Source organism: Polaromonas aquatica (assembly GCF_042659145.1).
GTDB lineage: Bacteria > Pseudomonadota > Gammaproteobacteria > Burkholderiales > Burkholderiaceae_C > Polaromonas > Polaromonas aquatica.
This window is the reverse complement of record NZ_JBHSRS010000084.1, coordinates 197,140-219,850: the sequence shown is the minus strand read 5'-3', so window position 1 is coordinate 219,850 and position 22,711 is coordinate 197,140. Positions and strand designations below refer to the sequence as shown.

The 22,711-nt window shown below is 61.1% G+C and carries 14 protein-coding genes and 4 tRNA genes; 15 read left to right on the top strand and 3 right to left on the bottom strand.

The window, feature by feature from the left end; all coding sequences use genetic code 11:
* Nucleotides 1–4: 4 nt before the first annotated feature.
* The 10 genes from ACFQND_RS22240 (at nt 5) to ACFQND_RS22195 (ending at nt 10,793) form a co-directional block, all read left to right on the top strand.
* Nucleotides 5–3,226 (top strand): efflux RND transporter permease subunit, encoded by a 3,222-nt coding sequence (locus ACFQND_RS22240; RefSeq protein ID WP_371439722.1) that lies wholly within the window; start codon nt 5–7, stop codon nt 3,224–3,226.
* A 167-nt stretch (nt 3,227–3,393) separates the two neighbouring features.
* Nucleotides 3,394–3,480, top strand: a tRNA-Leu gene (locus tag ACFQND_RS22235).
* An 87-nt stretch (nt 3,481–3,567) separates the two neighbouring features.
* Entirely contained in the window at nt 3,568–4,878 is a 1,311-nt protein-coding gene (gene tig / locus ACFQND_RS22230; protein ID WP_371439721.1) for a trigger factor, read from the top strand.
* Nucleotides 4,879–4,982: 104 nt separating this feature from the next.
* Nucleotides 4,983–5,639 (top strand): ATP-dependent Clp endopeptidase proteolytic subunit ClpP, encoded by a 657-nt coding sequence (gene clpP, locus ACFQND_RS22225; RefSeq protein ID WP_371439720.1) that lies wholly within the window; start codon nt 4,983–4,985, stop codon nt 5,637–5,639.
* Between the two features lie 136 nt (nt 5,640–5,775).
* Entirely contained in the window at nt 5,776–7,041 is a 1,266-nt protein-coding gene (gene clpX, locus ACFQND_RS22220; RefSeq protein WP_371439719.1) for an ATP-dependent Clp protease ATP-binding subunit ClpX, read from the top strand.
* Nucleotides 7,042–7,171: 130 nt separating this feature from the next.
* Nucleotides 7,172–9,607 carry an endopeptidase La gene (gene lon / locus ACFQND_RS22215; protein ID WP_371439718.1) on the top strand — a complete coding sequence of 812 codons (2,436 nt, stop codon included), beginning with the start codon at nt 7,172–7,174 and terminating at the stop codon, nt 9,605–9,607.
* A gap of 83 nt (nt 9,608–9,690) precedes the next feature.
* A tRNA-Gly gene (locus ACFQND_RS22210) sits at nt 9,691–9,766 on the top strand.
* 86 nt (nt 9,767–9,852) lie between these two features.
* Nucleotides 9,853–9,926 (top strand) — tRNA-Cys (locus tag ACFQND_RS22205).
* Between the two features lie 58 nt (nt 9,927–9,984).
* Nucleotides 9,985–10,077: transfer RNA gene (locus ACFQND_RS22200), tRNA-Leu, on the top strand.
* Between the two features lie 80 nt (nt 10,078–10,157).
* A complete protein-coding gene (locus ACFQND_RS22195) occupies nt 10,158–10,793 on the top strand; it encodes a DUF6806 family protein (RefSeq protein ID WP_371439717.1) in 636 nt (211 codons plus the stop codon).
* A 38-nt stretch (nt 10,794–10,831) separates the two neighbouring features.
* On the opposite strand, the gene ACFQND_RS22190 is transcribed toward ACFQND_RS22195, so the two are convergent.
* Entirely contained in the window at nt 10,832–11,467 is a 636-nt protein-coding gene (locus ACFQND_RS22190) for a TetR family transcriptional regulator (RefSeq protein ID WP_371439716.1), read from the bottom strand.
* Between the two features lie 185 nt (nt 11,468–11,652).
* Between ACFQND_RS22190 and ACFQND_RS22185 the strand changes: the two genes are divergently transcribed.
* Genes ACFQND_RS22185 through ACFQND_RS22175 form a run of 3 tightly spaced genes read left to right on the top strand, consistent with a single transcriptional unit; the run spans nt 11,653 to nt 17,614 of the window.
* Nucleotides 11,653–12,975, top strand: coding sequence for an efflux RND transporter periplasmic adaptor subunit (locus ACFQND_RS22185; RefSeq protein ID WP_371439715.1), 1,323 nt, complete (start codon nt 11,653–11,655; stop codon nt 12,973–12,975).
* Between the two features lie 12 nt (nt 12,976–12,987).
* On the top strand, nt 12,988–16,176 hold the full coding sequence (locus ACFQND_RS22180) for an efflux RND transporter permease subunit (RefSeq protein ID WP_377414601.1): 3,189 nt from the start codon (nt 12,988–12,990) through the stop codon (nt 16,174–16,176).
* Nucleotides 16,169–17,614, top strand: a complete 1,446-nt coding sequence (locus ACFQND_RS22175) for an efflux transporter outer membrane subunit (RefSeq protein WP_371439713.1) — start codon at nt 16,169–16,171, stop codon at nt 17,612–17,614. The genes ACFQND_RS22180 and ACFQND_RS22175 overlap by 8 nt, the downstream gene beginning before the upstream one ends.
* Before the next feature lie 209 nt (nt 17,615–17,823).
* Here the strand turns inward: ACFQND_RS22175 and murI are convergent, their stop codons facing one another.
* Nucleotides 17,824–18,639, bottom strand: coding sequence for a glutamate racemase (gene murI, locus ACFQND_RS22170; RefSeq protein ID WP_371439712.1), 816 nt, complete (start codon nt 18,637–18,639; stop codon nt 17,824–17,826).
* Between the two features lie 130 nt (nt 18,640–18,769).
* Nucleotides 18,770–20,320 (bottom strand): fumarate hydratase, encoded by a 1,551-nt coding sequence (locus ACFQND_RS22165; RefSeq protein WP_371439711.1) that lies wholly within the window; start codon nt 20,318–20,320, stop codon nt 18,770–18,772.
* 231 nt (nt 20,321–20,551) lie between these two features.
* Here ACFQND_RS22165 and ACFQND_RS22160 point away from each other — a divergent pair, with 231 nt between their 5' ends.
* Nucleotides 20,552–21,010, top strand: coding sequence for a GNAT family N-acetyltransferase (locus ACFQND_RS22160; RefSeq protein ID WP_371439710.1), 459 nt, complete (start codon nt 20,552–20,554; stop codon nt 21,008–21,010).
* Between the two features lie 142 nt (nt 21,011–21,152).
* A complete protein-coding gene (pdxR, locus tag ACFQND_RS22155) occupies nt 21,153–22,646 on the top strand; it encodes a MocR-like pyridoxine biosynthesis transcription factor PdxR (RefSeq protein ID WP_371440078.1) in 1,494 nt (497 codons plus the stop codon).
* Nucleotides 22,647–22,711: the final 65 nt, after the last annotated feature.

Below are 22,711 nucleotides of genomic sequence, written 5' to 3'. Positions count from 1 at the left end.
CGTCATGACGCAGACACCACCTTCTATCCCGCCTTCACAGCCTTCCGAATCACCTGCCAAGGGTTTTAACCTCTCCAAATGGGCGCTGGACCATCCGGCGCTGACACGCTACCTCATGGTAGTGCTGATGTTGCTGGGTTTTGCCTCTTACTTCCAGCTAGGGCAGGACGAAGACCCGCCCTTTACCTTCCGGGCCATGGTGGTGCGCACCTACTGGCCGGGCGCCACGGCGCAGCAGGTGGCCGAGCAGGTCACCGACAAGCTGGAGCGTACCTTGCAGGAAGTGCCATACGCCGACAAGATACGCAGTTATTCCAAACCCGGCGAGTCGCAAATCATTTTCCAGATCAAGGACTCTTCCAAGGCGTCGGAGGTGCCCGGTGTCTGGTACAGCGTGCGCAAAAAAATCGGCGACATGCGCGCTACCCTGCCGGGTGGTGTCCAGGGCCCGTTTTTTAACGATGAATTTGGCGACGTCTATGGCGTGATCTATGCGCTGGAGTCCGACGGTTTCAGCTATGCAGAAGTCAAGACCTTTGCCGACGATGTGCGCCAGCAGTTGCTGCGCGTGCCGGACGTGTCCAAGGTCGAGCTGTTCGGCGTGCAGGACGAAAAACTGTTTATTGAAATCTCGCAGAAGCGGCTGGCCCAACTGGGGCTGGATTTCAACCAGGTACTGAACCAGCTCGGGCAGCAAAACGCCGTGGAGTCCGCGGGGGCAGTACAGACACCGCTGGATGTGGTGCAGGTGCGTGTGGCGGGACAGTTTGAGGCGGTCGAGCAGTTGCGGGCCATGCCGATTCGAGGCAGCTCGGGCAACCAGTTGCGCCTGGGTGATATCGCCGAGATCAAGCGCGCTTATGTTGATCCGCCCAGCGTCAAGGTGCGCCACCAGGGCAAGGAAGTCATTGCGCTGGGTGTGTCGATGGCCAAGGGCGGTGACATCATTGCTTTGGGCAAGTCATTAAAGGCGCTGTCGGCCAGCATCGGAAAAACACTGCCTGCCGGCATCACGCTGGTTCAGGTGCAGGACCAGCCTACTGCCGTGGCCAGCTCGGTCAATGAATTTGTCCGCGTGCTGATCGAAGCCGTGGTGATCGTGCTGGCGGTCAGCTTCATCAGCCTGGGTTTCCACAAGCGGCCCGATGGTGGTGCCGGCAACGGCCCGTTGCCATGGTGGAAGCGTTATTACATCGATGTGCGGCCCGGGCTGGTCGTCGGCATCACGATTCCGCTGGTGCTGGGCCTCACCTTTCTGGCGATGCTTTATTTCGGTATCGGCCTGCACAAGATATCGCTGGGCTCGCTGATCATTGCGCTCGGCCTGCTGGTGGACGATGCCATCATTGCCGTGGAGATGATGGTGCGCAAGATGGAGGAGGGCTACGACAAGGTGCGCGCAGCCACCTTCGCCTATGAAATCACCGCCATGCCCATGCTGACCGGCACGCTGATTACCGCCGCGGGCTTTTTGCCGATAGGCCTGGCCAGGTCAGTCACCGGCGAGTACACCTATGCGATCTTTGCCGTGACGGTGATTGCGCTGGTGCTGAGCTGGATTGTCTCGGTCTACTTTGTGCCTTACCTCGGCACCCTGCTGCTCAGGAAGCCGGACCATGTGCTGGAAAGAAAACCCGGCGCGCACGGGCATGACGAACACGAGATGTTCGACTCGCCCTTCTACAACACCTTTCGCCGGGCGGTGAACTGGTGTGTGCAGCACCGCTGGATCACCATAGGCGCAACGGTCCTGACCTTTGCTTTGGGCATTGCCGGCATGGGCAAGGTGCAGCAGCAGTTTTTTCCGGACTCGAGCCGCCCGGAAATCATGCTGGACATCTGGTTCCCCGAGGGCACCTCGTTTGAGGCCAATGAGGCGACCGCAAAACGTGTCGAGGCGCGTTTGCTGAAAGAGGAGGGCGTGACCTCTGTGAGCACCTGGGTCGGGTCGGGTGTGCCACGTTTTTACCTGCCGCTGGACCAGGTCTTTCCGCAGACCAATGTGTCGCAAATGATTGTCTTGCCGAAAGACCTCAAGGTACGCGAATCCCTGCGCATCAAGCTGCCGACGCTTCTGGCCCAGGAGTTTCCCGAGGTGCGTGGCCGTGTCAAGCTGCTGCCCAACGGACCGCCCGTGCCTTACCCGGTGCAGTTTCGCGTTGTGGGGACCGACCCGCTGGTGCTGCGCGAGCGCGCCGACGAGGTCAAGGCCGTCATGCGCGACAGCCCGAATACCCGGGGTGTGAACGACAACTGGAACGAATCCGTCAAGGTGCTGAGGCTGGAAGTCGACCAGTCCAAGGCCAGGGCCCTTGGCGTGACCAGCCAGTCCATAGCGCAAGCTTCGCGCACCATGCTGTCGGGCACCACCGTCGGGCAATACCGCGAGGGCGACAGGCTGATCGATATCGTGCTGCGCCAGCCGCAGGACGAACGCAAGGCCATTACCGATATTGCCAACGCCTACCTGCCGACGGCATCCGGGAAGTCCATCCCGCTGACGCAGATCGCCAAACCCGTGTTTACCTGGGAGCCCGGCGTGATGTGGCGCGAGAACCGCGATTACGCCATCACCGTGCAGGGCGACATCGTGGAAGGCCTGCAGGGCGCGACCGTCACAGATGAACTGCGTCCCAAACTGGCGGCGCTGGAGAAAAAGTGGCATGCCGCAGGACTTGCCGGCTACCGTATACAGGTGGCCGGCGCGGTGGAGGAAAGCAGCAAGGGCTCCGCCTCGATTGCTGCGGGCATTCCTGTCATGCTGTTTTTGACCTTTACATTGCTCATGTTGCAACTGCAAAGCTTTAGCCGCGCGCTGCTGGTGTTCCTGACCGGGCCGTTGGGCATTGCCGGTGTGGCGGGCGCGTTGCTGGTGTTGGGCAGGCCCTTCGGTTTTGTGGCCTTGCTGGGCGTGATTGCTCTGATGGGCATGATCCAGCGCAATTCGGTCATCCTGATTGACCAGATAGAGCATGACCGCGCCAGGGGCGTGCCGGCCTGGGATGCGATTGTCGAGTCCGCCGTTCGCCGCTTGCGGCCCATCGTCCTGACGGCGGCTGCGGCGGTTCTGGCCATGATTCCGCTGTCGCGCAGCGTGTTCTGGGGCCCCATGGCCGTGGCCATCATGGGTGGCCTGATTGTGGCAACGGCATTGACTTTGCTGGCTTTGCCCGCCATGTACGCCGCATGGTTTCGCGTAAAACGCGAAACACCGGCGTCTCAATAACCCCGCCAGCGGGCCGGCGCACAGCGCCGGGACCCGGCTGGTTCGGGGGAGCCGGGAACAGGGCCCCATTACAGGCTAAAATAGAAAGTTGACCGATTTCAGGCGGGAGTTCGGCCAGGCCTTTGAGAAACCTCTGGCAGGCCGTATTCCCGTTTTTTGTTTCAGGCGCGCGGGTGGCGAAATTGGTAGACGCACCAGGTTTAGGTCCTGACGCCAGCAATGGTGTGGGGGTTCGAGTCCCCCCCCGCGCACCACCTTGAAAATTGCAGATTGACCGGGCACCGCAAAGGCGGGCGCCGGCCAACCCTGTTTGACCATTACTAGACGTTTAGGAAACCATCATGGCCGTGACTGTTGAAACCCTTGAAAAGCTGGAACGCAAAATCACCTTGACGCTGCCCGTGGGCACCATCCAGTCTGAAGTTGACACGCGTTTGAAAAAGCTGGCCCGCACCGTCAAGATGGACGGTTTCCGTCCCGGCAAGGTGCCCATGAACGTTGTGGCCCAGCGTTATGGCTATTCGGTGCATTACGAAGTCATGAACGACAAGGTTGGCGAGGCTTTTGCCGTGGCCGCCAATGAAGCCAAGCTTCGCGTGGCAGGCCAGCCGCGCATCAGCGAAAAAGAAGGCGCACCCGAGGGTGACCTGGTGTTTGACGCTGTGTTTGAGGTTTACCCGGACGTCAAGATCAACGACCTGTCCAATGCGGAAGTCGAAAAGGTCAACGCTGAAGTCAGCGATGCCGCCATCGACAAGACCATTGACATCCTGCGCAAGCAGCGCCGCACCTTCGCACAGCGCGCAGCCGATGCGCCTGCACAGGAAGGCGACCGCGCCACCATCGACTTTGAAGGCAAGATCGACGGCGAACCCTTTGCCGGCGGCAAGGCCGAGGACTACCAGTTCCTGATCGGTGACGGCCAGATGCTCAAGGAGTTCGAAGATGCCGTGCGCGGCATGAAAAGCGGCGAAAGCAAGACTTTCCCCCTGAACTTCCCGGCTGACTACCATGGCAAGGACGTTGCCGGCAAACAGGCCGACTTCCTGGTCACGGTGAAAAAGCTCGAAGCCGCCCACCTGCCTGAAGTGAACGAGGCCCTGGCCAAGTCCCTGGGTATTGCCGACGCAACGGTTGAAGGCCTGCGCGCCGACATCAAGAAAAACCTCGAGCGCGAAGTCAAGTTCCGCCTGCTGGCCCGCAACAAGAACGCGGTGATGGACGCGCTGGTGGCCAATGCCGAGCTCGACCTACCCAATTCCAGCGTGCAGGCCGAACTCGATCGCATGATCGAGAACGCCCGTGCCGACCTGAAGCAGCGCGGCATCAAGGACGCCGACAAGGCGCCGATTCCTGACGATATTTTCCGTCCACAAGCTGAAAAGCGCGTGCGCCTGGGCCTCGTTGTTGCCGAACTGGTGCGTGCCAACAACCTGCAGGCCAAGCCCGAGCAGCTCAAGGCGCACATCGAAGAACTCGCTGCCAGCTACGAAAAGCCGCAGGACGTGGTGCGCTGGTACCTGAGCGACAACCGCCGCATGGCTGAAGTCGAGGCGGTTGTGATCGAAAACAACGTGACCGACTATGTGTTGTCCAAGGCCAAAGTGACCGAGAAAACCGTGTCGTTTGACGACCTGATGGCCCAGAACTGATCAGCCATCCGCTTTTCAAATGAATTGGGGTTTGCGCCCGGCTTGAAGTCCGGAGCACAAGCCCCATTTCTTTTGGGTACAGTACAAACATCTCTGGAGAAAACATGATGGTCAGAAACAGTATTTATGGCGGCGCCTATACCGGCCCGCAGGCTGGCGCGCTTGAAACCCAAGGTCTGGGCATGGTGCCTATGGTGATTGAGCAATCCGGCCGCGGTGAGCGGTCTTACGACATTTATTCCCGGCTGCTCAAGGAGCGCGTGATTTTCCTGGTCGGCCCGGTCAATGACCAGACCGCCAACCTGGTGGTGGCGCAGCTGCTGTTCCTGGAAAGCGAAAACCCGGACAAGGACATTTCCTTCTACATCAACTCCCCAGGCGGATCGGTGACGGCCGGCATGGCGATTTACGACACCATGCAGTTCATCAAACCCGATGTTTCGACGCTGTGTGTCGGCATGGCCGCCAGCATGGGTGCTTTTCTGCTGTCCGCCGGGACCAAGGGGAAGCGCTTCTCGCTGCCAAACTCCCGCGTCATGATTCACCAGCCTTCGGGCGGTGCACAGGGCCAGGCCACGGATATCGAGATCCATGCCCGCGACATCCTGAAAACCCGTGACCAGCTCAACCGCATCCTCGCTGCCAATACGGGCCAGACGGTCGAAAAAATCGAGCGTGATACCGAACGCGACTATTTCATGTTTGCCGACGAAGCCAAGACCTATGGCCTGGTTGACGAGGTGATCTCGAAGCGCCCGTAAAACCCGGGAGTCGAGCCAGGCAAAAAGCATTCAATTGCTCTGGTGAAACGGCGCTTTCTGTAACAGAAGGCGCCGTTTTTATTTGGTTATCATTAGGTAACGTTTCCCCTAGCCACTTTAGAAGGCATCCCCCCAAATGGCCGAAAAAAAAGGCTCCTCCAGCGAAAAGACCCTGTACTGCTCTTTTTGCGGTAAGAGCCAGCACGAAGTCAAAAAGCTCATCGCGGGCCCGTCGGTTTTTATCTGCGATGAATGCATAGACCTGTGCAATGAAATCATCCGTGACGAGTTGCCCGCCGGCGAAGATGTACGCGAAACCCGCAGCGAGCTGCCAACGCCTCTTGAGATCAAGAACACGCTGGACGGTTATGTCATCGGCCAGGAACCTGCCAAGCGCACGCTGGCTGTGGCGGTCTACAACCACTACAAACGCCTGCGCCACAAGGACAAGGCCAAAAAAGACGAGGTCGAGCTCACCAAAAGCAACATCCTGCTGATTGGCCCGACCGGCTCGGGCAAGACCTTGCTGGCCCAGACCCTGGCGCGCACGCTGAATGTTCCTTTTGTGATGGCAGACGCCACCACGCTGACCGAAGCCGGTTACGTAGGTGAGGACGTCGAAAACATCATCCAGAAACTGCTGCAGAGCTGCAACTATGAAGTCGAGCGCGCGCAGCAGGGCATTGTCTACATTGACGAGATCGACAAGATCTCGCGCAAGTCAGACAACCCGTCGATTACCCGCGATGTGTCGGGTGAGGGCGTGCAGCAGGCCTTGCTTAAACTGATTGAAGGCACGATGGCTTCCGTGCCGCCGCAGGGCGGGCGCAAGCACCCGAACCAGGACTTCCTGCAGGTCGACACCACAAATATCCTTTTCATTTGTGGTGGTGCATTTTCGGGGCTTGAAAAAGTCATCGAAAACCGCACTGAAGCATCGGGCATTGGCTTTGGCGCTGCGGTCAAGAGTAAAAAAGCCCGCAGCCTGACCGACTCGTTCAAGGAAGTGGAGCCGGAAGACCTGATCAAATTCGGCCTGATCCCCGAGCTGGTCGGACGCATGCCGGTTGTAGCCACCCTGGCCGAGCTGAGCGAAGATGCGCTGGTGCAGATCCTGACCGAGCCCAAGAACGCGGTGGTGAAGCAATTCAGCAAGCTGCTGTCGATGGAAGGTGTGGACCTGGAGATTCGCCCTTCGGCGCTCAAGGCCATTGCTCGCAAGGCGCTGGCTCGCAAGACCGGTGCCCGTGGCCTGCGCTCCATCCTCGAGCAGTCGCTGATAGACACCATGTTTGATCTCCCCAACACCAGCAATGTCGACAAAGTGGTGGTGGACGAATCGACCATTGAAGAGAACAAGCCACCCTTGCTGGTGTACCGAGAGGCTGCAAAGAAGGCCTGAACGTTTTGGAGGGTCCGGGAAGACGTGCTTGAAAAGAGCCATTCCCGCCCCACGTTCGAAGCTACTGTATCTGGCCTGGCTTTCGGGATTCGTCCCGGAAGCTTACGTTTAAAGCTCTTTTAAGGCTTATATGTCTGGACAAACCTCATTGCCTCCTACCCCCATCGACCTGCCCCTGTTGCCCCTGCGCGATGTGGTGGTGTTCCCGCACATGGTGATCCCGCTGTTTGTCGGTCGCCCAAAAAGCATCAAGGCCCTTGAATCGGCAATGGAGGCCGAGCGCCGCATCATGCTGGTGGCGCAAAAAGCGGCTGCCAAGGATGAGCCCGCGGTCGAGGACATGTTTGAGGTGGGTTGCGTTGCCACCATCCTGCAACTGCTCAAGTTGCCCGACGGCACGGTCAAGGTGCTGGTCGAAGGCCAGCAGCGCGCCAGGGTCAACAAGATCGAGGACGGCGAGCAGCACTTCAGCGCCAATGTGACGCCGATTGAAGCCGCTGCCATTGCCGCAGACAAGACCAGCGAAATCGAAGCCCTGCGCCGCGCCGTGATGCAGCAGTTTGACCATTACGTCAAACTCAACAAGAAGATTCCGCCGGAAATCCTCACATCGATTTCCAGCATTGACGACGCCGGGCGCCTGGCCGACACCATTGCCGCGCACCTGCCGCTCAAGCTTGATGCCAAACAGGTGATTCTTGACCTGGCCCAGGTCAAGGAGCGCCTTGAGAACCTCTACGAGCAGCTCGAACGCGAGGTCGACATCCTCAATGTGGATAAAAAAATCCGCGGCCGCGTCAAGCGGCAAATGGAAAAGAACCAGCGCGACTTCTACCTGAACGAGCAGGTCAAGGCTATCCAGAAGGAACTGGGTGAAGGCGAAGAGGGCGCGGACGTCGAAGAGATCGAGAAAAAGATCAAGTCCGCCAAAATGCCGCAGGAAGCGCGCAAGAAGGCGGAGAGCGAGCTGAAAAAGCTCAAGCTCATGTCGCCGATGTCGGCCGAAGCCACGGTCGTGCGGACCTACATCGATGTGCTGACAGGTTTGCCCTGGAGCAAAAAGACCAAGATCAAGCACGACCTGGTCAATGCCGAAAACGTGCTCAACGAAGACCACTACGGCCTCGAAAAGGTCAAGGACCGCATCGTTGAATACCTTGCGGTGCAGCAGCGTGTGGACAAACTCAAGGCGCCCATCCTGTGCCTGGTCGGCCCTCCCGGTGTCGGCAAGACCTCGCTGGGCCAGTCGATTGCCAAGGCCACTGGCCGCAAGTATGTGCGCATGGCCCTGGGCGGCATGCGTGACGAAGCTGAAATCCGCGGGCATCGCCGCACCTACATCGGTGCCTTGCCTGGCAAGGTGCTGCAGAGCCTTTCAAAGGCCGGTACGCGAAATCCCCTGTTCCTGCTCGACGAGATCGACAAGCTGGGCACGGACTTCAGGGGCGACCCGTCCAGCGCATTGCTGGAGGTGCTGGACCCTGAGCAGAACCACACTTTTGGCGACCACTATGTCGAGGTCGATTTCGACCTGAGCGACGTGATGTTTGTGGCGACCTCCAATTCCATGAACATTCCGCCGGCCCTGCTGGACCGCATGGAAGTGATCCGCCTGTCGGGTTACACCGAGGACGAAAAAACCAGCATTGCCATGCGCTACCTGCTGCCTAAGCAGGTCAAGAACAACGGCGTAAAACCCGAAGAACTTGAAGTGCAGGAGCAGGCTGTGCGCGACATCGTGCGCTACTACACGCGTGAGGCCGGCGTACGCTCGCTGGAGCGCGAGCTGTCCAAGATCTGCCGCAAGGTCGTCAAGGGCATACAGCTCAAGAAGATGATGCCGCAGGTTGTGGTGACACCCGACAACCTCAATGAATTCCTGGGCGTGCGCAAATTCAATTACGGCCGTGCCGAGCAGCAAAACCAGGTGGGCCAGGTGGTTGGCCTGGCGTGGACTGAAGTGGGCGGCGACCTGCTGACCATTGAGGCCGCCATCATGCCGGGCAAGGGCGTTATCACGCGCACCGGCTCGCTTGGTGACGTGATGAAGGAATCTGTCGAGGCCGCCCGCACGGTGGTGCGCAGCCGGGCCAAAACGCTTGGCATCAAGGACGAGATGTTCGAGAAGCGCGACATCCACATTCATGTGCCGGACGGTGCAACCCCGAAGGACGGCCCGAGTGCCGGTGCAGCCATGACGACGGCGTTTGTGTCGGCGCTCACCGGTATCCCTGTGCGAGGCGATGTGGCCATGACGGGCGAGATCACGCTGCGCGGTGAAGTCACGGCGATTGGCGGCCTCAAGGAAAAACTGCTGGCGGCCTTGCGCGGCGGTATCAAGACCGTGCTGATCCCCGAGGAAAATGCCAAGGACCTGCAGGAGATTCCCGACAACGTCAAAGAGGGGCTTGAGATCATTCCGGTGAAATGGATTGACCAGGTGCTGCAGGTTGCGCTTGAGCGCCAGCCTGTTCCATTGACGGACGAAGAGCTGGCGATTGCGGCCGCGGCGGCTGCACCAGCCGTGGTTGCGCCTGCAGAAATCACGGGCACCGTAAAACATTGACAGACTTTTTCTTCGATATTGCGCAAAGCCTGAAAATCGCGCTATAATTCGAAGCTGTAAACGATACGATATGTATAAGATACGCGGGAGTAGCTCAGTTGGTAGAGCGCAACCTTGCCAAGGTTGAGGTCGAGAGTTCGAGACTCTTCTCCCGCTCCAATTTAAAGGGCAGCACTTCAAAATGCTGTCCTTTTTCATTGGCTGGTCCGCAGGGCTAATGAGTCTTGTGGATGCGGATGAAATACGGCGCGGTAACAAAGCGGTTATGTACCGGATTGCAAATCCGGCTAGCCCGGTTCGACTCCGGGCCGCGCCTCCATAAATGTCCCGGCCAAAGCCCCTGCAGAGGGGCTTTTTTGTTTGACAATGAGCCCTCGGCCCGAGTGGTGAAATAGGTAGACACAGCGGACTTAAAATCCGCCGCTTCGTGAATAGCGGGCGTACCGGTTCGATCCCGGTCTCGGGCACCACGGAACTTGTTGCGAAGGCCCTGCTTGCCTGCCGGCCGCCGCTGTTGGCGTCAATTTGCTCAACTGGTTAAGATAGTTTTATGGCGAGTTACAACACACCTTTTGAAATCCATGTGCATGGCGAAGTGCCCTTGCGCGAGGATGCGACGTTTGAGCAGTTGCAGGAGGCGCTGAAGCCCATCTGGAAGTACGCGGGCGCCAAATCGCTGGCCGACGCTGCCGAGAGTACTTACGAGGAAGAGCCGGGCATCCGCTTCGATGTGCACAAGCATGTGCTGCAGATGTGCTGGACCGTTCCTGGCGATGAAGACTTCCGGCAGGCGCTTGACGAGATGTGCATGGGCCTGAACGAACTCTCCAGTGAAGGTGCGCCTATCGAGGTGACGTTTTACGACGCCGACTTTGACGACGAGGAAGAGGGCGGCGGCGAAGAGGCGCGTGACGATTTCGCCATGTATTTTGTAGGCCCCACACCTGCAGCCATCATGCGGGTGCAGCGCGACCTCCTTGTGCAGGACACGATTGGCCTGATGGAGCGCCATTTTGACGGCTCGGAACTCGGTGAAGTTGTCGCAGCCATCGATAAATTGTTTGAACGGCGCTTTGATGCGCTGGTGACTTCCATGCAATTGGGCCGGCCGCCGCGGGGGCTTGGCGGGTCTTCAGGCGGTACGGGCCACGGTGGCGGCGGACGCAAGCCGCGGCACCTTCACTAGGGCGTTAGGGTCCAGGGCCGGGTGGGCAGTGCCCGGCTTCAGTTTGCCTCCGGATCAAGGTGAAATCCCAGTCCGGTCAGGTAAACATCGATAACCTGCCTGCTGGTTTCAGCCAGGTCAAGGGCATCCACATCGAGCAGCCAGTTCTGGATCAGGCCATCCACGATTGCGTGCAGGCCATGGGCCGCCGCAGCCGTGCTAATCTGCATTTTCAGTTCCTGTTCGCTCGCTGCCAGTGCAAATCCCTGCTCAATCTTCACAAGGAATTCATTGCGCACGGTCAGGTGACGCAGGCGGACTGCCTGGAGTTCATCCACATACTCGACCTTGTGTGTTGCCACCTCAAAGACGCGGCGCATGCGGTCGTCGGTCGCGATCCGCTGCATGCAGTCGCGCATGCCTTCGCGTATTTTGGCCAGAGAGGTGCCCGCCTTGCCGTTTTCCCGGATCTGGAAAGCCTCTTCCAGCGGCAGCGTTGCCCTTTCCATCATGGCGTTAAAAAGATCGGCCTTGTCCTTGAAGTGCCAGTAGATGGCGCCCCGGCTGGTGCCTGCCTGGCGGGCGATGTCGTTCAGCGATGTATGTGAAACCCCTTGTGCCTGAAACAGCAGTTCTGCAGCATCGAGCAGGCTGTGGCGGGTGGCAAGGGCGTCTTCTTTTGTCCGGCGGACCACATGAATCTCCTGATTTGACGTAAATTTTTCAAGTGCCCAACTATACATTCAACGATGTATGTAAAATGGCGACCGGGTAAAAACCCTTTATGCTTGAGATCCTGTTGTTTGCAAGCTGCTTGCAAATCACTTCTTTCCGGTATTTCTCTTCTATCTGCCGCTCTCACCACTTCCAAGGACGCAGTATGCCTACGCCCAGTATGAACCTGACTTCTTTATCCGCCAAACAATCATCCAACCGCACACGCCGCCAGCAAATCCTGCTTGTGGCCCTGGCTTCAGTTTTTATTGCAAGCTGCGGTAAAAGCGGTGAAGGGAACGCCAAAGGTGCTGGCGGCGGCCCTCCTGCCGCCGAAGTCGGCGTGGTCACGGTCAAGCTGGGTGATGTAGGACTTGTCACTGAGCTGCCCGGCCGGCTGGAAGCTTCCCGCGTGGCGCAGGTCAGGGCACGCGCTGCCGGCATTTTGCAAAAGAGGCTGTTCAAGGAAGGCAGTGACGTCAAGGCCGGCCAGCCTCTTTTCTCTATTGATCCGGGACCTTATGCAGCCGCGCTGGCCAGTGCGAAAGCCAGCCAGGCGCGCGCCGAGGCCAATCTGGCCCAGGCCACCGCGCTGGCTGAACGTTATAAACCCCTGGTTGAGGCCAACGCGGTCAGCAAGCAGGACTATGCCAATGCCGTCGCCGCACAAAAGCAGGCGGAAGCCGATGTGGCGGTGGGCAAGGCCAATGTGCAGACGGCAGGCATCAACCTTGGTTATGCCTCGGTCACGTCGCCCATATCGGGCCGTATCGGCCGGGCGCTGGTGACGGAAGGCGCACTGGTTGGCCAGGGCGAGGCAACACAGCTGGCCGTGGTCCAGCAGATCAACCCGATGTATGTCAACTTCACGCAGTCGGCGACCGAGGTCATGAAGCTGCGCAATGCCATGGCCAGCGGCCGGCTCAAGCGGGCCGATGGTACCGAAGCCGCAAGCATCCGCGTTGTTCTTGAAGACGGCACGGAATACGCCAGGGCCGGACGCCTGCTGTTTTCCGACCTGACCGTGGATGCCACGACAGGGCAGATTACGCTTCGCGCCGAAGTGCCCAACCCGACCGGTGAATTGCTGCCGGGCCTGTATGTGCGCGTGCGCCTGGAGCAGGCCCAGGCCACCGATGCGTTTACCGTGCCGCAGCAGGCCGTGACGCGAACCGCCCAGGGCGATACGGTGCTGGTGGTGGGCGAAGACGGCAAGGTCGGCCCCCGCAGTGTGAAGATCGGTTCGGCCAAGGGTGCCCAGTGGGTGGTGCTCAGCGGCCTGAAACCCGGCGAAAAAGTCATGGTCGATGGCTTCCAGAAACTGCAGATGATGCCGCCCGGCACACCAGTGAAGCCCGTGCCATGGACACCACCTTCCTCCGCGGCAGCCGGAGCGCCGGCAGCAGGCGCATCAGCCCCCGCCGCAGCTGCGTCAACGCCGGCCGCGGCCAGTCCCGCCGCACCTGCTGCTTCAGCGGCAGCGAAGTAAGGAGCCCGATTTATGGCCAAGTTTTTTATTGATCGGCCGATCTTTGCCTGGGTGATTGCCCTGTTCATCATCGTTGTCGGTGGTGTGGCAGTCACGCAGTTGCCGATTGCGCAGTATCCGCCGGTGGCGCCGCCTGCCATCGTGATCTCGGCAACCTATCCCGGGGCCTCCGCAAAGACGCTGGAAGACAGCGTGCTGAGCGTGATCGAGAGGGAAATGAACGGTTCGCCCGGACTGATCTACATGGAAGCCGTGGCCCAGGCCAACGGCACCGGCAACATCACCCTGAGCTTCCAGCCCGGCACCAATCCGGACCTGGCCCAGGTGGACGTGCAGAACCGCTTGTCGCGCGCGTCACCGCGCCTGCCTGCGGCCGTGACGCAGCAGGGCGTGCGCGTGGACAAGTCCAACGCCAACTTCCTGCTGTTCGCCATGCTCTCGTCCGACGATCCGTCCTTCGACCCGGTGGCGCTGGGCGACTATGCGTCGCGCAACATCGTGCCCGAACTGCAGCGCCTGCCCGGCATCGGCCAGGCCCAGTTGTTCGGTACGGAGCGCGCCATGCGCATCTGGATTGATCCGGCCAAGCTTGCAGGCTTTTCGCTGTCTACGGCCGATGTGACGAGCGCCATCCAGGCGCAAAACGCGCAGGTGGCCTCCGGCACGATCGGCGACCTGCCGAATGTGGCAGGGCAGGGCATTGCCGCCACGGTGGTGGTCAACGGCCAGCTTTCCAGCGTGGCGCAGTTCGGCAATATCGTGCTGCGCGCCAACACGGACGGTTCGTCGGTGCGCCTGAAGGACGTCGCCCGGATTGAACTGGGTGCGCAAGCCTATTCGACTTCGGCCCGCCTCAACGGCAAGGATGCCGTGGGTATCGGCGTGCAGCTCACGCCAAGCGGCAACGCACTGGCGTCCGCCAAGGCCGTCCGTGCCCGGATGGACGAACTCCAGAAATACTTCCCCAAGGGCGTGAAGTACTCCATCCCGTATGACAGCTCGCGTTTTGTGAACATCTCCATCCGGCAGGTGGCCGAGACCCTGATTGAGGCTGTGGTGCTGGTGTTCCTGGTGATGTTCCTGTTCCTGCAGAACATCCGTTACACCATCATCCCGACCATCGTTGTGCCGGTGGCGCTGCTGGGTACTTTCGCGACCTTGCTTGCCCTGGGTTTTTCCATCAACGTGCTGACCATGTTCGGCATGGTGCTGGTGATTGGTATCGTCGTCGACGATGCCATTGTGGTGGTGGAGAACGTTGAACGCATCATGAGCGAGGAGGGCCTGCCCCCGCTTGAAGCGACGCGCAAGGCCATGGGACAGATTTCGGGCGCCATCATCGGCGTGACCGTGGTGCTGATCTCGGTGTTCGTGCCGCTGGCCTTTTTTGCCGGTTCGACCGGCAATATTTACCGCCAGTTCTCGGCGGTCATGGTGGCCTCTATCGGCTTCTCTGCATTCCTGGCACTGTCCCTGACGCCGGCCCTGTGCGCGACGTTGCTCAAACCGGTGGAAGCCGGGCACCACCACGAAAAGAAAGGCTTTTTCGGCTGGTTCAACCGCGGCTTCTCGCGCACGGCCAAGAGCTATGAGGGGCTGGTCGCCCGCCTGCTGCGCCGTGCCGGCCGTTACCTGATCATCTATGTGGCGATCATTGGTGTCGTGGCCCTGGTGTACACGCGCCTGCCGACCTCCTTCCTGCCTGGTGAAGACCAGGGCACGTTGCTGGTCAATGTGCAGTTGCCTCCAGGCGCAACGCTGGAACGCACCAGCGCCGTGATGGAAAAGGTCGAAGGTTTCATGCTCAAGCAACCCGAGGTTGAAAGCATGGTCGGCGTGCTGGGCTTCAGCTTTTCCGGCCAGGGCCAGAATGCCGCGCTGGCTTTCGTCACGCTCAAGGACTGGTCCGAGCGCAAGGGGCCGGGGCAATCTGCTGATGCGCTGGCCGGGCGCGCCTTTGGCGCCCTTTCGGGCATTCGTGATGCCTTCATCTACCCCCTGAGCCCGCCGCCGATTCCCGAGCTGGGTACTGCCAGCGGCTTTACCTTCCGCCTGCAGGACCGTTCCGGCGCCGGTGGTGAAGCCTTGCTGGCCGCACGCAACCAGTTGCTGGGCATGGCGGCAAAAAGCCCCATCCTGGCGCAGGTGCGCCCTGACGGCCTGGAAGACGCGCCGCAGCTGCAGATCGATATCGACCGCGACAAGGCCAATGCGCTGGGCGTGAGCTTTGCCGCCATCAACACTGCCTTGTCGACCTCTCTCGGCTCCAGCTACATCAACGACTTCCCGAACCAGGGGCGTTTGCAGCGTGTGGTGGTGCAGGCCGATGCGCCGGCCCGCATGCAGCCAGGCGATTTGCTGCAGCTCAATGCGAGCAATGCACAGGGCCAGCCGGTGCCGTTCTCGGCGTTTGCCTCGACACGCTGGATCAAGGGGGCCATGCAGACCGTGCGTTACAACGGCTATCCCGCCGCACGCATCAGCGGCGGTGTTGCGCCGGGCTACAGCACGGGCGCGGCCATGGCGGAGATGGAAAAACTCGCCGCCCAGTTGCCGCAGGGCTTTGGTTACGAATGGACTGGCCAGTCGCGTGAAGAAAAGCTGGCAGGCTCGCAGGCCATGATTCTTTACGGCTTTGCAATCCTGGCGGTGTTCCTGTGCCTGGCTGCGCTGTATGAGAGCTGGTCGATTCCGCTGTCCGTGATCCTGGTGGTGCCCCTGGGGGTGGTCGGTGTGCTGCTGGCAACCTTGCTGCGAAGTTACTCGAATGACGTGTACTTCCAGGTGGGCCTGATCACCATCATCGGCCTGTCGGCGAAAAACGCGATTCTGATCATCGAGTTTGCAAAAGACCTGCAGGCGCAGGGCAAGGGCGTGATCGAGTCGGCGCTGGCCGCAGCCCATCTGCGTTTCCGTCCCATCATCATGACCTCGTTCGCATTCATGCTGGGTGTGCTGCCGCTGGCCCTGGCCAGCGGTGCGGGCTCGGCTAGCCAGCGCGCCATCGGCACCGGCGTGATAGGCGGCATGATCACCGGTACGGGACTGGCAGTATTCTTTGTGCCCATCTTCTTTGTGGTGGTGCGCGGTGTTTTTAAAGGCAGCAAGCGACAGCAGCAGATCTATGCCGAGCATGCGAGAGCGGCGGGCATTGATGGCAATGAAGGCCATGCAACGAATGGGGAAAAGACTCATGGTTAAGAAACGACTTTCAGGACTCCCGGCGCTGTCGGCCGTTTGCGCCGCGGCGCTGCTGGCAGGCTGCTCGCTGATTCCCACCTACGAGCGGCCAGCCGCGCCCGTGGCGACCGACTGGCCCGCAGCCCTGAAGGGGGCGGCGGCCACAACGTCAGCTGCTGCAGCGGCCGACATCGACTGGCGCGATTTTTTCAGCGACGCGCGGCTGAAAAAGCTGATCGAGTTGTCCCTGCAGAACAACCGCGACCTGCGCATCGCCGTGCTCAACATCGAGCAGGCCAGGGCGCAGTACCAGATCAAGCGCGCAGACCAGCTACCCAATGTGGGTGCCTCGCTGTCCCAGACGCGCCAGAACCCGAGCTCGACCGGCGCTGCGGGCGTTTCCAGCGTGGCGATAGGCGGGCTGGCGGTGAATGCCTTTGAACTGGACTTCTTCGGCCGGGTGCGCGCGCTCAGCCAGTCTGCCCAGGCCAGCTTTCTGGCGACAGAGGAAGCGCGCAAGACGGTGCATATCAGCCTGGTGGCTTCGGTCGCCAACGGCTACCTGAACTGGCTGGCCGACAATGAACTGCTGGCGCTGACGCGCGAGACCCTGGTCACGCGTGAGGAGTCGCTCAAACTCACCAAGCTGCGCTTTGACAGCGGCGTGGCCTCCGAACTCGACTACGCGCAAGCCAGTTCCCTGCTGGAAGCGGCCAGGGCCACGCTGGCGCAAGTACAGCGCCAGGCTGCGCAGGACGAGAACGCGCTGGTCCTGCTGCTGGGCCAGCCGATTCCGGCCGACTTGCCGGCAGGTCCGGCGCTGCTCAGCGGTGAGCCGCTGTTGATCGATGTCCCGGCCGGGCTGCCCAGCGACCTGCTGGAGCGCAGGCCGGATATCCGGGCGGCAGAGCAGCAACTGCTCGCCGCCAACGCAAACATAGGCGCGGCGCGCGCGGCCTTTTTTCCGCGCATTACCCTGACTGCCAGCGTGGGCCGGGCCAGCACCGAGTTGCAGGGCCTGTTCAGCAGTGGCAAGAGCGTGAGTGCCTGGAGCTGGGCGCCGCAGCTGGTGTTGCCTATCTTCGATGCCGGGCGCAACCAGGCGAACCTGGATTCAGCCCGGGCAGGGCGAGACATTGCCGTTGCCCAGTATGAAAAATCCATACAAACGGCTTTCCGTGAAGTCGCCGACGCATTGGCCGGCCGCGCTACCCTGGGCGAGCAATTGCGCGCCAGCCAGGCGCAAGCCAGCGCCGAAGCCACGCGTTTCAAGTTATCGGACATGCGTTACCAGAACGGTGTGGCGAGTTACCTGGACCTGCTCGACGCCCAGCGTTCGCTGTTTACAGCGCGGCAGGCCGTGGTGCAAACTCGCCTGGCGCAGCTGCAAAGCCAGGTAATCCTGTACAAGACCCTGGGTGGAGGCTGGAAGGAAGAGGCTGCCAAGCCGACCTCCTGAAGGTTGCGGTCAGCTGATTTTCGCTATCAATGTGATAGCTTGCTGCGCCTGTCGGATAAGGGGTTCAGGCATTTTTCACCTGTTTTCAGGCGAAAAACGCCTGGTTCGGGCGCATGGCTCAGCTGATCACGTCCCAAACGGGCCTGAAAATACGCATTTTCAGGCATCATTCATGCCTGCAGCCCGCCATGGATGGGCGCAACCAGCTATTAAAAAGAGAGCGCTTCGGCGCTGACCGCCAGGCCCAGCCAGCGGTTAGCCGCCGTTTGCAGGGCCAGGGGCTGGCCGGTGCTCAACAGCTGCACCTGGCCCGGCGCCGGATCTTCCCGCAGCTTGCCGGCCAGCTGCCGCCGCGTCTGGCGCGCCACTGCTGCGCCGGTTTCCATGATCTGCACATCCGGCCCCAGCAAGGCACGCAGCTGCGTTTCGGCGAAGGGATAGTGCGTGCAACCGAGCACCAGCGTGTCGATTTCACCGGTGTTATTGCCAAAAAGGCCCATGGCCGCCGTGTACTGCGCGCAGTAAGCTATTGTTTTTGTAGCATCCCCGGTGCCGGCGCTGCGCTCTATGGCATCCGCCAGGCCGTCGCAGGGCTGCACTACAAAGTCGGCCTGTCCCGCTTGTGCGTCAAGCAGGGCCTGGAATTTGGCGCTGGAGAGCGTGCTGCGCGTGGCCATGATGCCGATGCGACCGGTTTTGCTCAGGGCCACGGCGGGTTTGAGCGCCGGCTCGACACCGATGATGGGCAATCCGGGGTGTTCGGCGCGCAGCAGGTGGATGGCCGCCGCCGTGGCGGTGTTGCAGGCAATCACCAGCGCCTTGACGTTCCGGCCGGCCAGGTAGCCGCAGACGGTGCGGGTGCGGGCCACCACGTGCGCCACATCGCGCTCGCCGTAGGGCGCGTGGCCGCTGTCTGCTGCGTAGATGAAGTCCTCGTGCGGCAATTCGGCCCGCAGCGCTTTTAAAACGCTGAGGCCGCCTACGCCGCTGTCAAAAACTCCAATGTGGCCCCCACGGTCGCTCACTCCGTGTAGCTCCCTGCCCCCCGAGGGGGCCGCTGCGCCTGCGGACTGGCGAAGCCAGATCCGCGGCCCCGGCTTGTAAAGCGAGGAGAGTCCTCATGGTTGCTCATTACGCGTTGCTCCCTGCCAAGCTTCAAACGCTGGTGACTGGAATGCTTTTGAACTCGCCGGTTGCGATTTTTTTCTGCCACTCGGCCGGGCCGGTGATGTGCGCGCTGGTGCCGCCTGAATCCACCGCCACGGTCACAGGCATGTCGACCACGTCGAATTCGTAAATCGCTTCCATGCCCATGTCGGCAAAACCGACCACTTCGGCATGCTTGATGGCTTTGGACACCAGGTAGGCGGCGCCGCCCACGGCCATCAGGTAGGCGCTCTGGTGCTTCTTGATGGCGTCGATGGCGACCGGGCCACGTTCGGCCTTGCCTATCATGGCGATCAGGCCGGTTTGCGCCAGCATCATTTCGGTGAAACCGTCCATGCGCGTGGCGGTGGTCGGGCCTGCGGGGCCGACGGCCTCGCCCTTGACCGGGTCCACCGGGCCGACGTAATAGATCACGCGGTTGGTGAAGTCAACGGGCAGTTTTTCGCCCTTGAGCAGCATGTCCGAGATTCGTTTGTGCGCAGCGTCGCGGCCCGTCAGCATCTTGCCGTTGAGCAGCAGCGTGTCGCCCGGTTTCCAGCTTGCGACTTCGGCGGGTGTCAGCGTGTTGAGGTCGACCTTCTTGCTCTTTTTGTAATCAGGCGTCCAGTTGACATTGGGCCAGAGGTCCAGCGATGGCGGGTCAAGATAGACCGGGCCGCTGCCGTCCATGACAAAGTGCGCGTGGCGCGTGGCGGCGCAATTGGGGATCATCGCCACCGGTTTGCTGGCCGCGTGCGTCGGGTACATCTTGATCTTGACGTCCAGCACGGTGGTCAGGCCGCCCAGGCCCTGTGCGCCTATGCCCAGGGCGTTGACCTTTTCAAACAGCTCAAGACGCAGGGCTTCGACCTTGGTCAGTGCCGCGCCGCTGGAGGACTTGGCCTGCAGTTCGTACATGTCCAGGTCGTCCATCAGGCTTTCCTTGGCCATCAGCACGGCTTTTTCTGCGGTGCCGCCAATGCCTATGCCCAGCATGCCGGGCGGGCACCAGCCGGCGCCCATGGTCGGCACGGTTTTCAGAACCCAGTCGACGATGGAGTCGCCGGGGTTAAGCATGACCATCTTGCTTTTGTTTTCGCTGCCGCCGCCCTTGGCAGCAACCGTGACTTCAACCGTGTTGCCGGGCACCAGTTCGGTGAAGATCACGGCGGGGGTGTTGTCCTTGGTGTTCTTGCGGTCAAAGTGCGGGTCGGCCACGACCGAGGCGCGCAGGGTGTTGTCGGGGTGGTTGTAACCGCGGCGCACGCCTTCATTGATGGCGTCGTCGATGCTGCCGGTAAAACCCTCCCAGCGCACGTCCATGCCGACTTTCAGGAACACGTTGACGATGCCGGTGTCCTGGCAGATAGGGCGCTGGCCGGTGGCGCTCATCTTGCTGTTGGTCAGGATCTGCGCGATTGCGTCTTTTGCGGCCGGGCTTTGCTCGCGCTCATAGGCGCGGGCCAGGTGGGCAATGTAGTCGGCAGGGTGGTAGTAGCTGATGTACTGCAGGGCAGCGGCGATGGATTCGATGAGGTCGGCTTGCTTGATCGTGGTCATGGCTTTTTCTCGGAGTATCAGAGTAGGTCGGGGGTTTATCCGAGATTATCCCGTAAGCCCGTGGAGCACGCTCCCGCCGGGCTCGAGCCCGCACAGGAACTTTGTGGCAGAGGGCGTTTTCAGGAAACTGGCCTGCTTGCCCGGCTTGAATTGGTCGGTTTCGAGTCGATTGGGGCCTTTACCATTCCATGGCGTTTCCGGTTCTATTCGATTTTTTAGAAGGTGAGCACAATGAGCAGCAATCCACAGTCGGTGGCGGTACGGGCAATTCAGCCCAGCGATGAGGCGCAGTGGCGACAGCTTTGGCTGGGCTATCAGGATTTCTATGAAGTGACATTGAGCGAGGAAGTCACACGCTCCACGTTTCATCGGTTTCTCGATCCGGATGAGCCTGTATTTTCGGCCGTTGCCGTGCAGGGCGATCAGTTGCTGGGCTTTGTGAACTCGGTCGTGCATCGCTCGACATGGGCGGTCACGGACTACTGCTACCTTGAGGATTTGTATGTTTCTCCGGCGACGCGCGGCGCGGGGACCGGGAAATTGCTGATCGAATGGGTGCAGCGATTTGCGCGGCAGCGCCAATGCGCCAAACTGTATTGGCATACCCACAAAACCAACAAGCGTGCGCAAAAGCTCTACAACTGGGTGGCTCGGCAATCGGGCTTCATTGAATACCGGATGACTGTGTAGCGCCGCCGGCCCGTCGGGAGATTCAAGACCCGTCGTCATGCGGCCCGGCCATGAGGCCTGCGAATCGCACCTGGACATGACGGTGCGGCCAAGCCAGAATGGACTGCTTGAAACGCTTGTTCCTGCACTTTGGGCAGACCGTATGGCCAACAACTTCGAGCTCGATACCCTCAAAATCCGTATCGCCGACCCCAGGCTGGCGGCATTGGAATTGCATGTGCGCGTGCAGCGCGCGCTGCGCCAGCTGATTCTGGACGGTGTGCTGGCGCCGGGTTGCCGTCTGCCCGCGACCCGCACGCTCTCGCAGTCCCTGGGCCTGTCACGAGACACCGTGGAGACGGCCTATGCCCAATTGCAGCTGGACGGCTACCTTTGCCGGCGGACCGGCTCGGGCAGTTTCGTCTCTGACAAGATCGGGCCGAACCTGCAGGGCACGCGCCAGAAAAATGGCAAGGCGTTCATGCCGCTGCGCCCGCAGGCCGGCTCATCCGTGGCGCTCAGTACCCGCGGCGCGAACATTCTCGCTGGCGGCGGCGTGGCCGACCAGCAGGCCGTCAAGGCCTTCGCGACAGGGCTTCCTGAAACGCGAACCTTCCCCGTGGACATCTGGGAACGCCTGCAGCGCCAGGCCTTGAAAAGCCACCGGCCCAGCGTTCTTTTGCACGGCGACCCGCAGGGCGCCGAGCCGCTGCGGCAGGCCATCGCCGACTACCTGAACCTGGAGCGTGGCGCCCGGGTGGCGGCAGACCAGGTGCTGGTGCTGTCCAGCACCCGCCAGGCGCTCTTCCTGTGCGCTCAGGTGCTGGTCGATGCCGGCCAGCCCATCCTCATGGAAGACCCGGGCTATTTCGGCGCGCGCAAGGCGTTCGAGATGGCCCAGCTCAAGATCGTGCCGATACCGGTGGACCACAAAGGCCTGCGCACAGATATGCTCCGGGCGGACCCCAGCGGCGCGAACACAATCTACGTCACGCCCTCGCACCAATACCCCACGGGCGCCACGCTTGCGCTGGAGCGGCGGCTTGAGCTGACGGCCTGGGCCGCTGAGCGCCAGGGCTGGATCATCGAGGACGATTACGACAGCCAGTTCCACTACGAAGGCCTGCCCACCGCCTGTGTGCAGGGGCTGGACACGCACCAGCGGACGATTTACCTGGGGACCTTCAGCAAGTCCCTGTATCCGGGTCTGCGGATGGGCTATATGGTGCTGCCGCATGAGCTGGTCAAGCCCATGAGCCATGCACGCAGCATTCTGGACGGCCACACGCCCCAGATATCTCAACTGACCCTGGCGCGCTTTCTGGACGGAGGGCACTTCGGTTCCCATATCCGCGCCATGCGGAAAATCTACGCCGTGCGCCGCGAAGCGATGGCCCATGCCGTTCAGCGGCACCTGCGCGGCATCGTGGCGGCCCATTTGCCGCCCGGCGGACTGCAGATGCCTTGCTTGCTGGCGGAGGGCTGGTCCGAGCCGGACACGATCAGGCAAGCCGCACGCGTGGGCATCCAGCTGCCCGGACTCAGCCGCCTTTACGCCAGGCCGCCCGCCCGGGGCGGATGGCTGCTCGGGTTTGCGGCGCTCACGCCTCACGAGATAGAGACCGCTATTCAGCGTTTGGCCAAGGCCCTTGGGTAGCCCTGACGCGGCCGTTCGATGAGGGGCGGCGGTATACACCATGCGGTCGGGCTTGTGATGGGTAA

Coding starts and splice junctions, on each gene's coding strand:
- lon (WP_371439718.1), top strand. CDS start 7,172: ATGTCTGGACAAACCTCATTGCCTCCTACCCCCATCGACCTGCCCCTG.
- clpP (WP_371439720.1), top strand. CDS start 4,983: ATGATGGTCAGAAACAGTATTTATGGCGGCGCCTATACCGGCCCGCAG.
- clpX (WP_371439719.1), top strand. CDS start 5,776: ATGGCCGAAAAAAAAGGCTCCTCCAGCGAAAAGACCCTGTACTGCTCT.
- tig (WP_371439721.1), top strand. CDS start 3,568: ATGGCCGTGACTGTTGAAACCCTTGAAAAGCTGGAACGCAAAATCACC.
- ACFQND_RS22240 (WP_371439722.1), top strand. CDS start 5: ATGACGCAGACACCACCTTCTATCCCGCCTTCACAGCCTTCCGAATCA.
- ACFQND_RS22175 (WP_371439713.1), top strand. CDS start 16,169: ATGGTTAAGAAACGACTTTCAGGACTCCCGGCGCTGTCGGCCGTTTGC.
- pdxR (WP_371440078.1), top strand. CDS start 21,153: ATGGCCAACAACTTCGAGCTCGATACCCTCAAAATCCGTATCGCCGAC.
- ACFQND_RS22180 (WP_377414601.1), top strand. CDS start 12,988: ATGGCCAAGTTTTTTATTGATCGGCCGATCTTTGCCTGGGTGATTGCC.
- ACFQND_RS22160 (WP_371439710.1), top strand. CDS start 20,552: ATGAGCAGCAATCCACAGTCGGTGGCGGTACGGGCAATTCAGCCCAGC.
- ACFQND_RS22185 (WP_371439715.1), top strand. CDS start 11,653: ATGCCTACGCCCAGTATGAACCTGACTTCTTTATCCGCCAAACAATCA.
- ACFQND_RS22195 (WP_371439717.1), top strand. CDS start 10,158: ATGGCGAGTTACAACACACCTTTTGAAATCCATGTGCATGGCGAAGTG.
- ACFQND_RS22165 (WP_371439711.1), bottom strand. CDS start 20,320: ATGACCACGATCAAGCAAGCCGACCTCATCGAATCCATCGCCGCTGCC.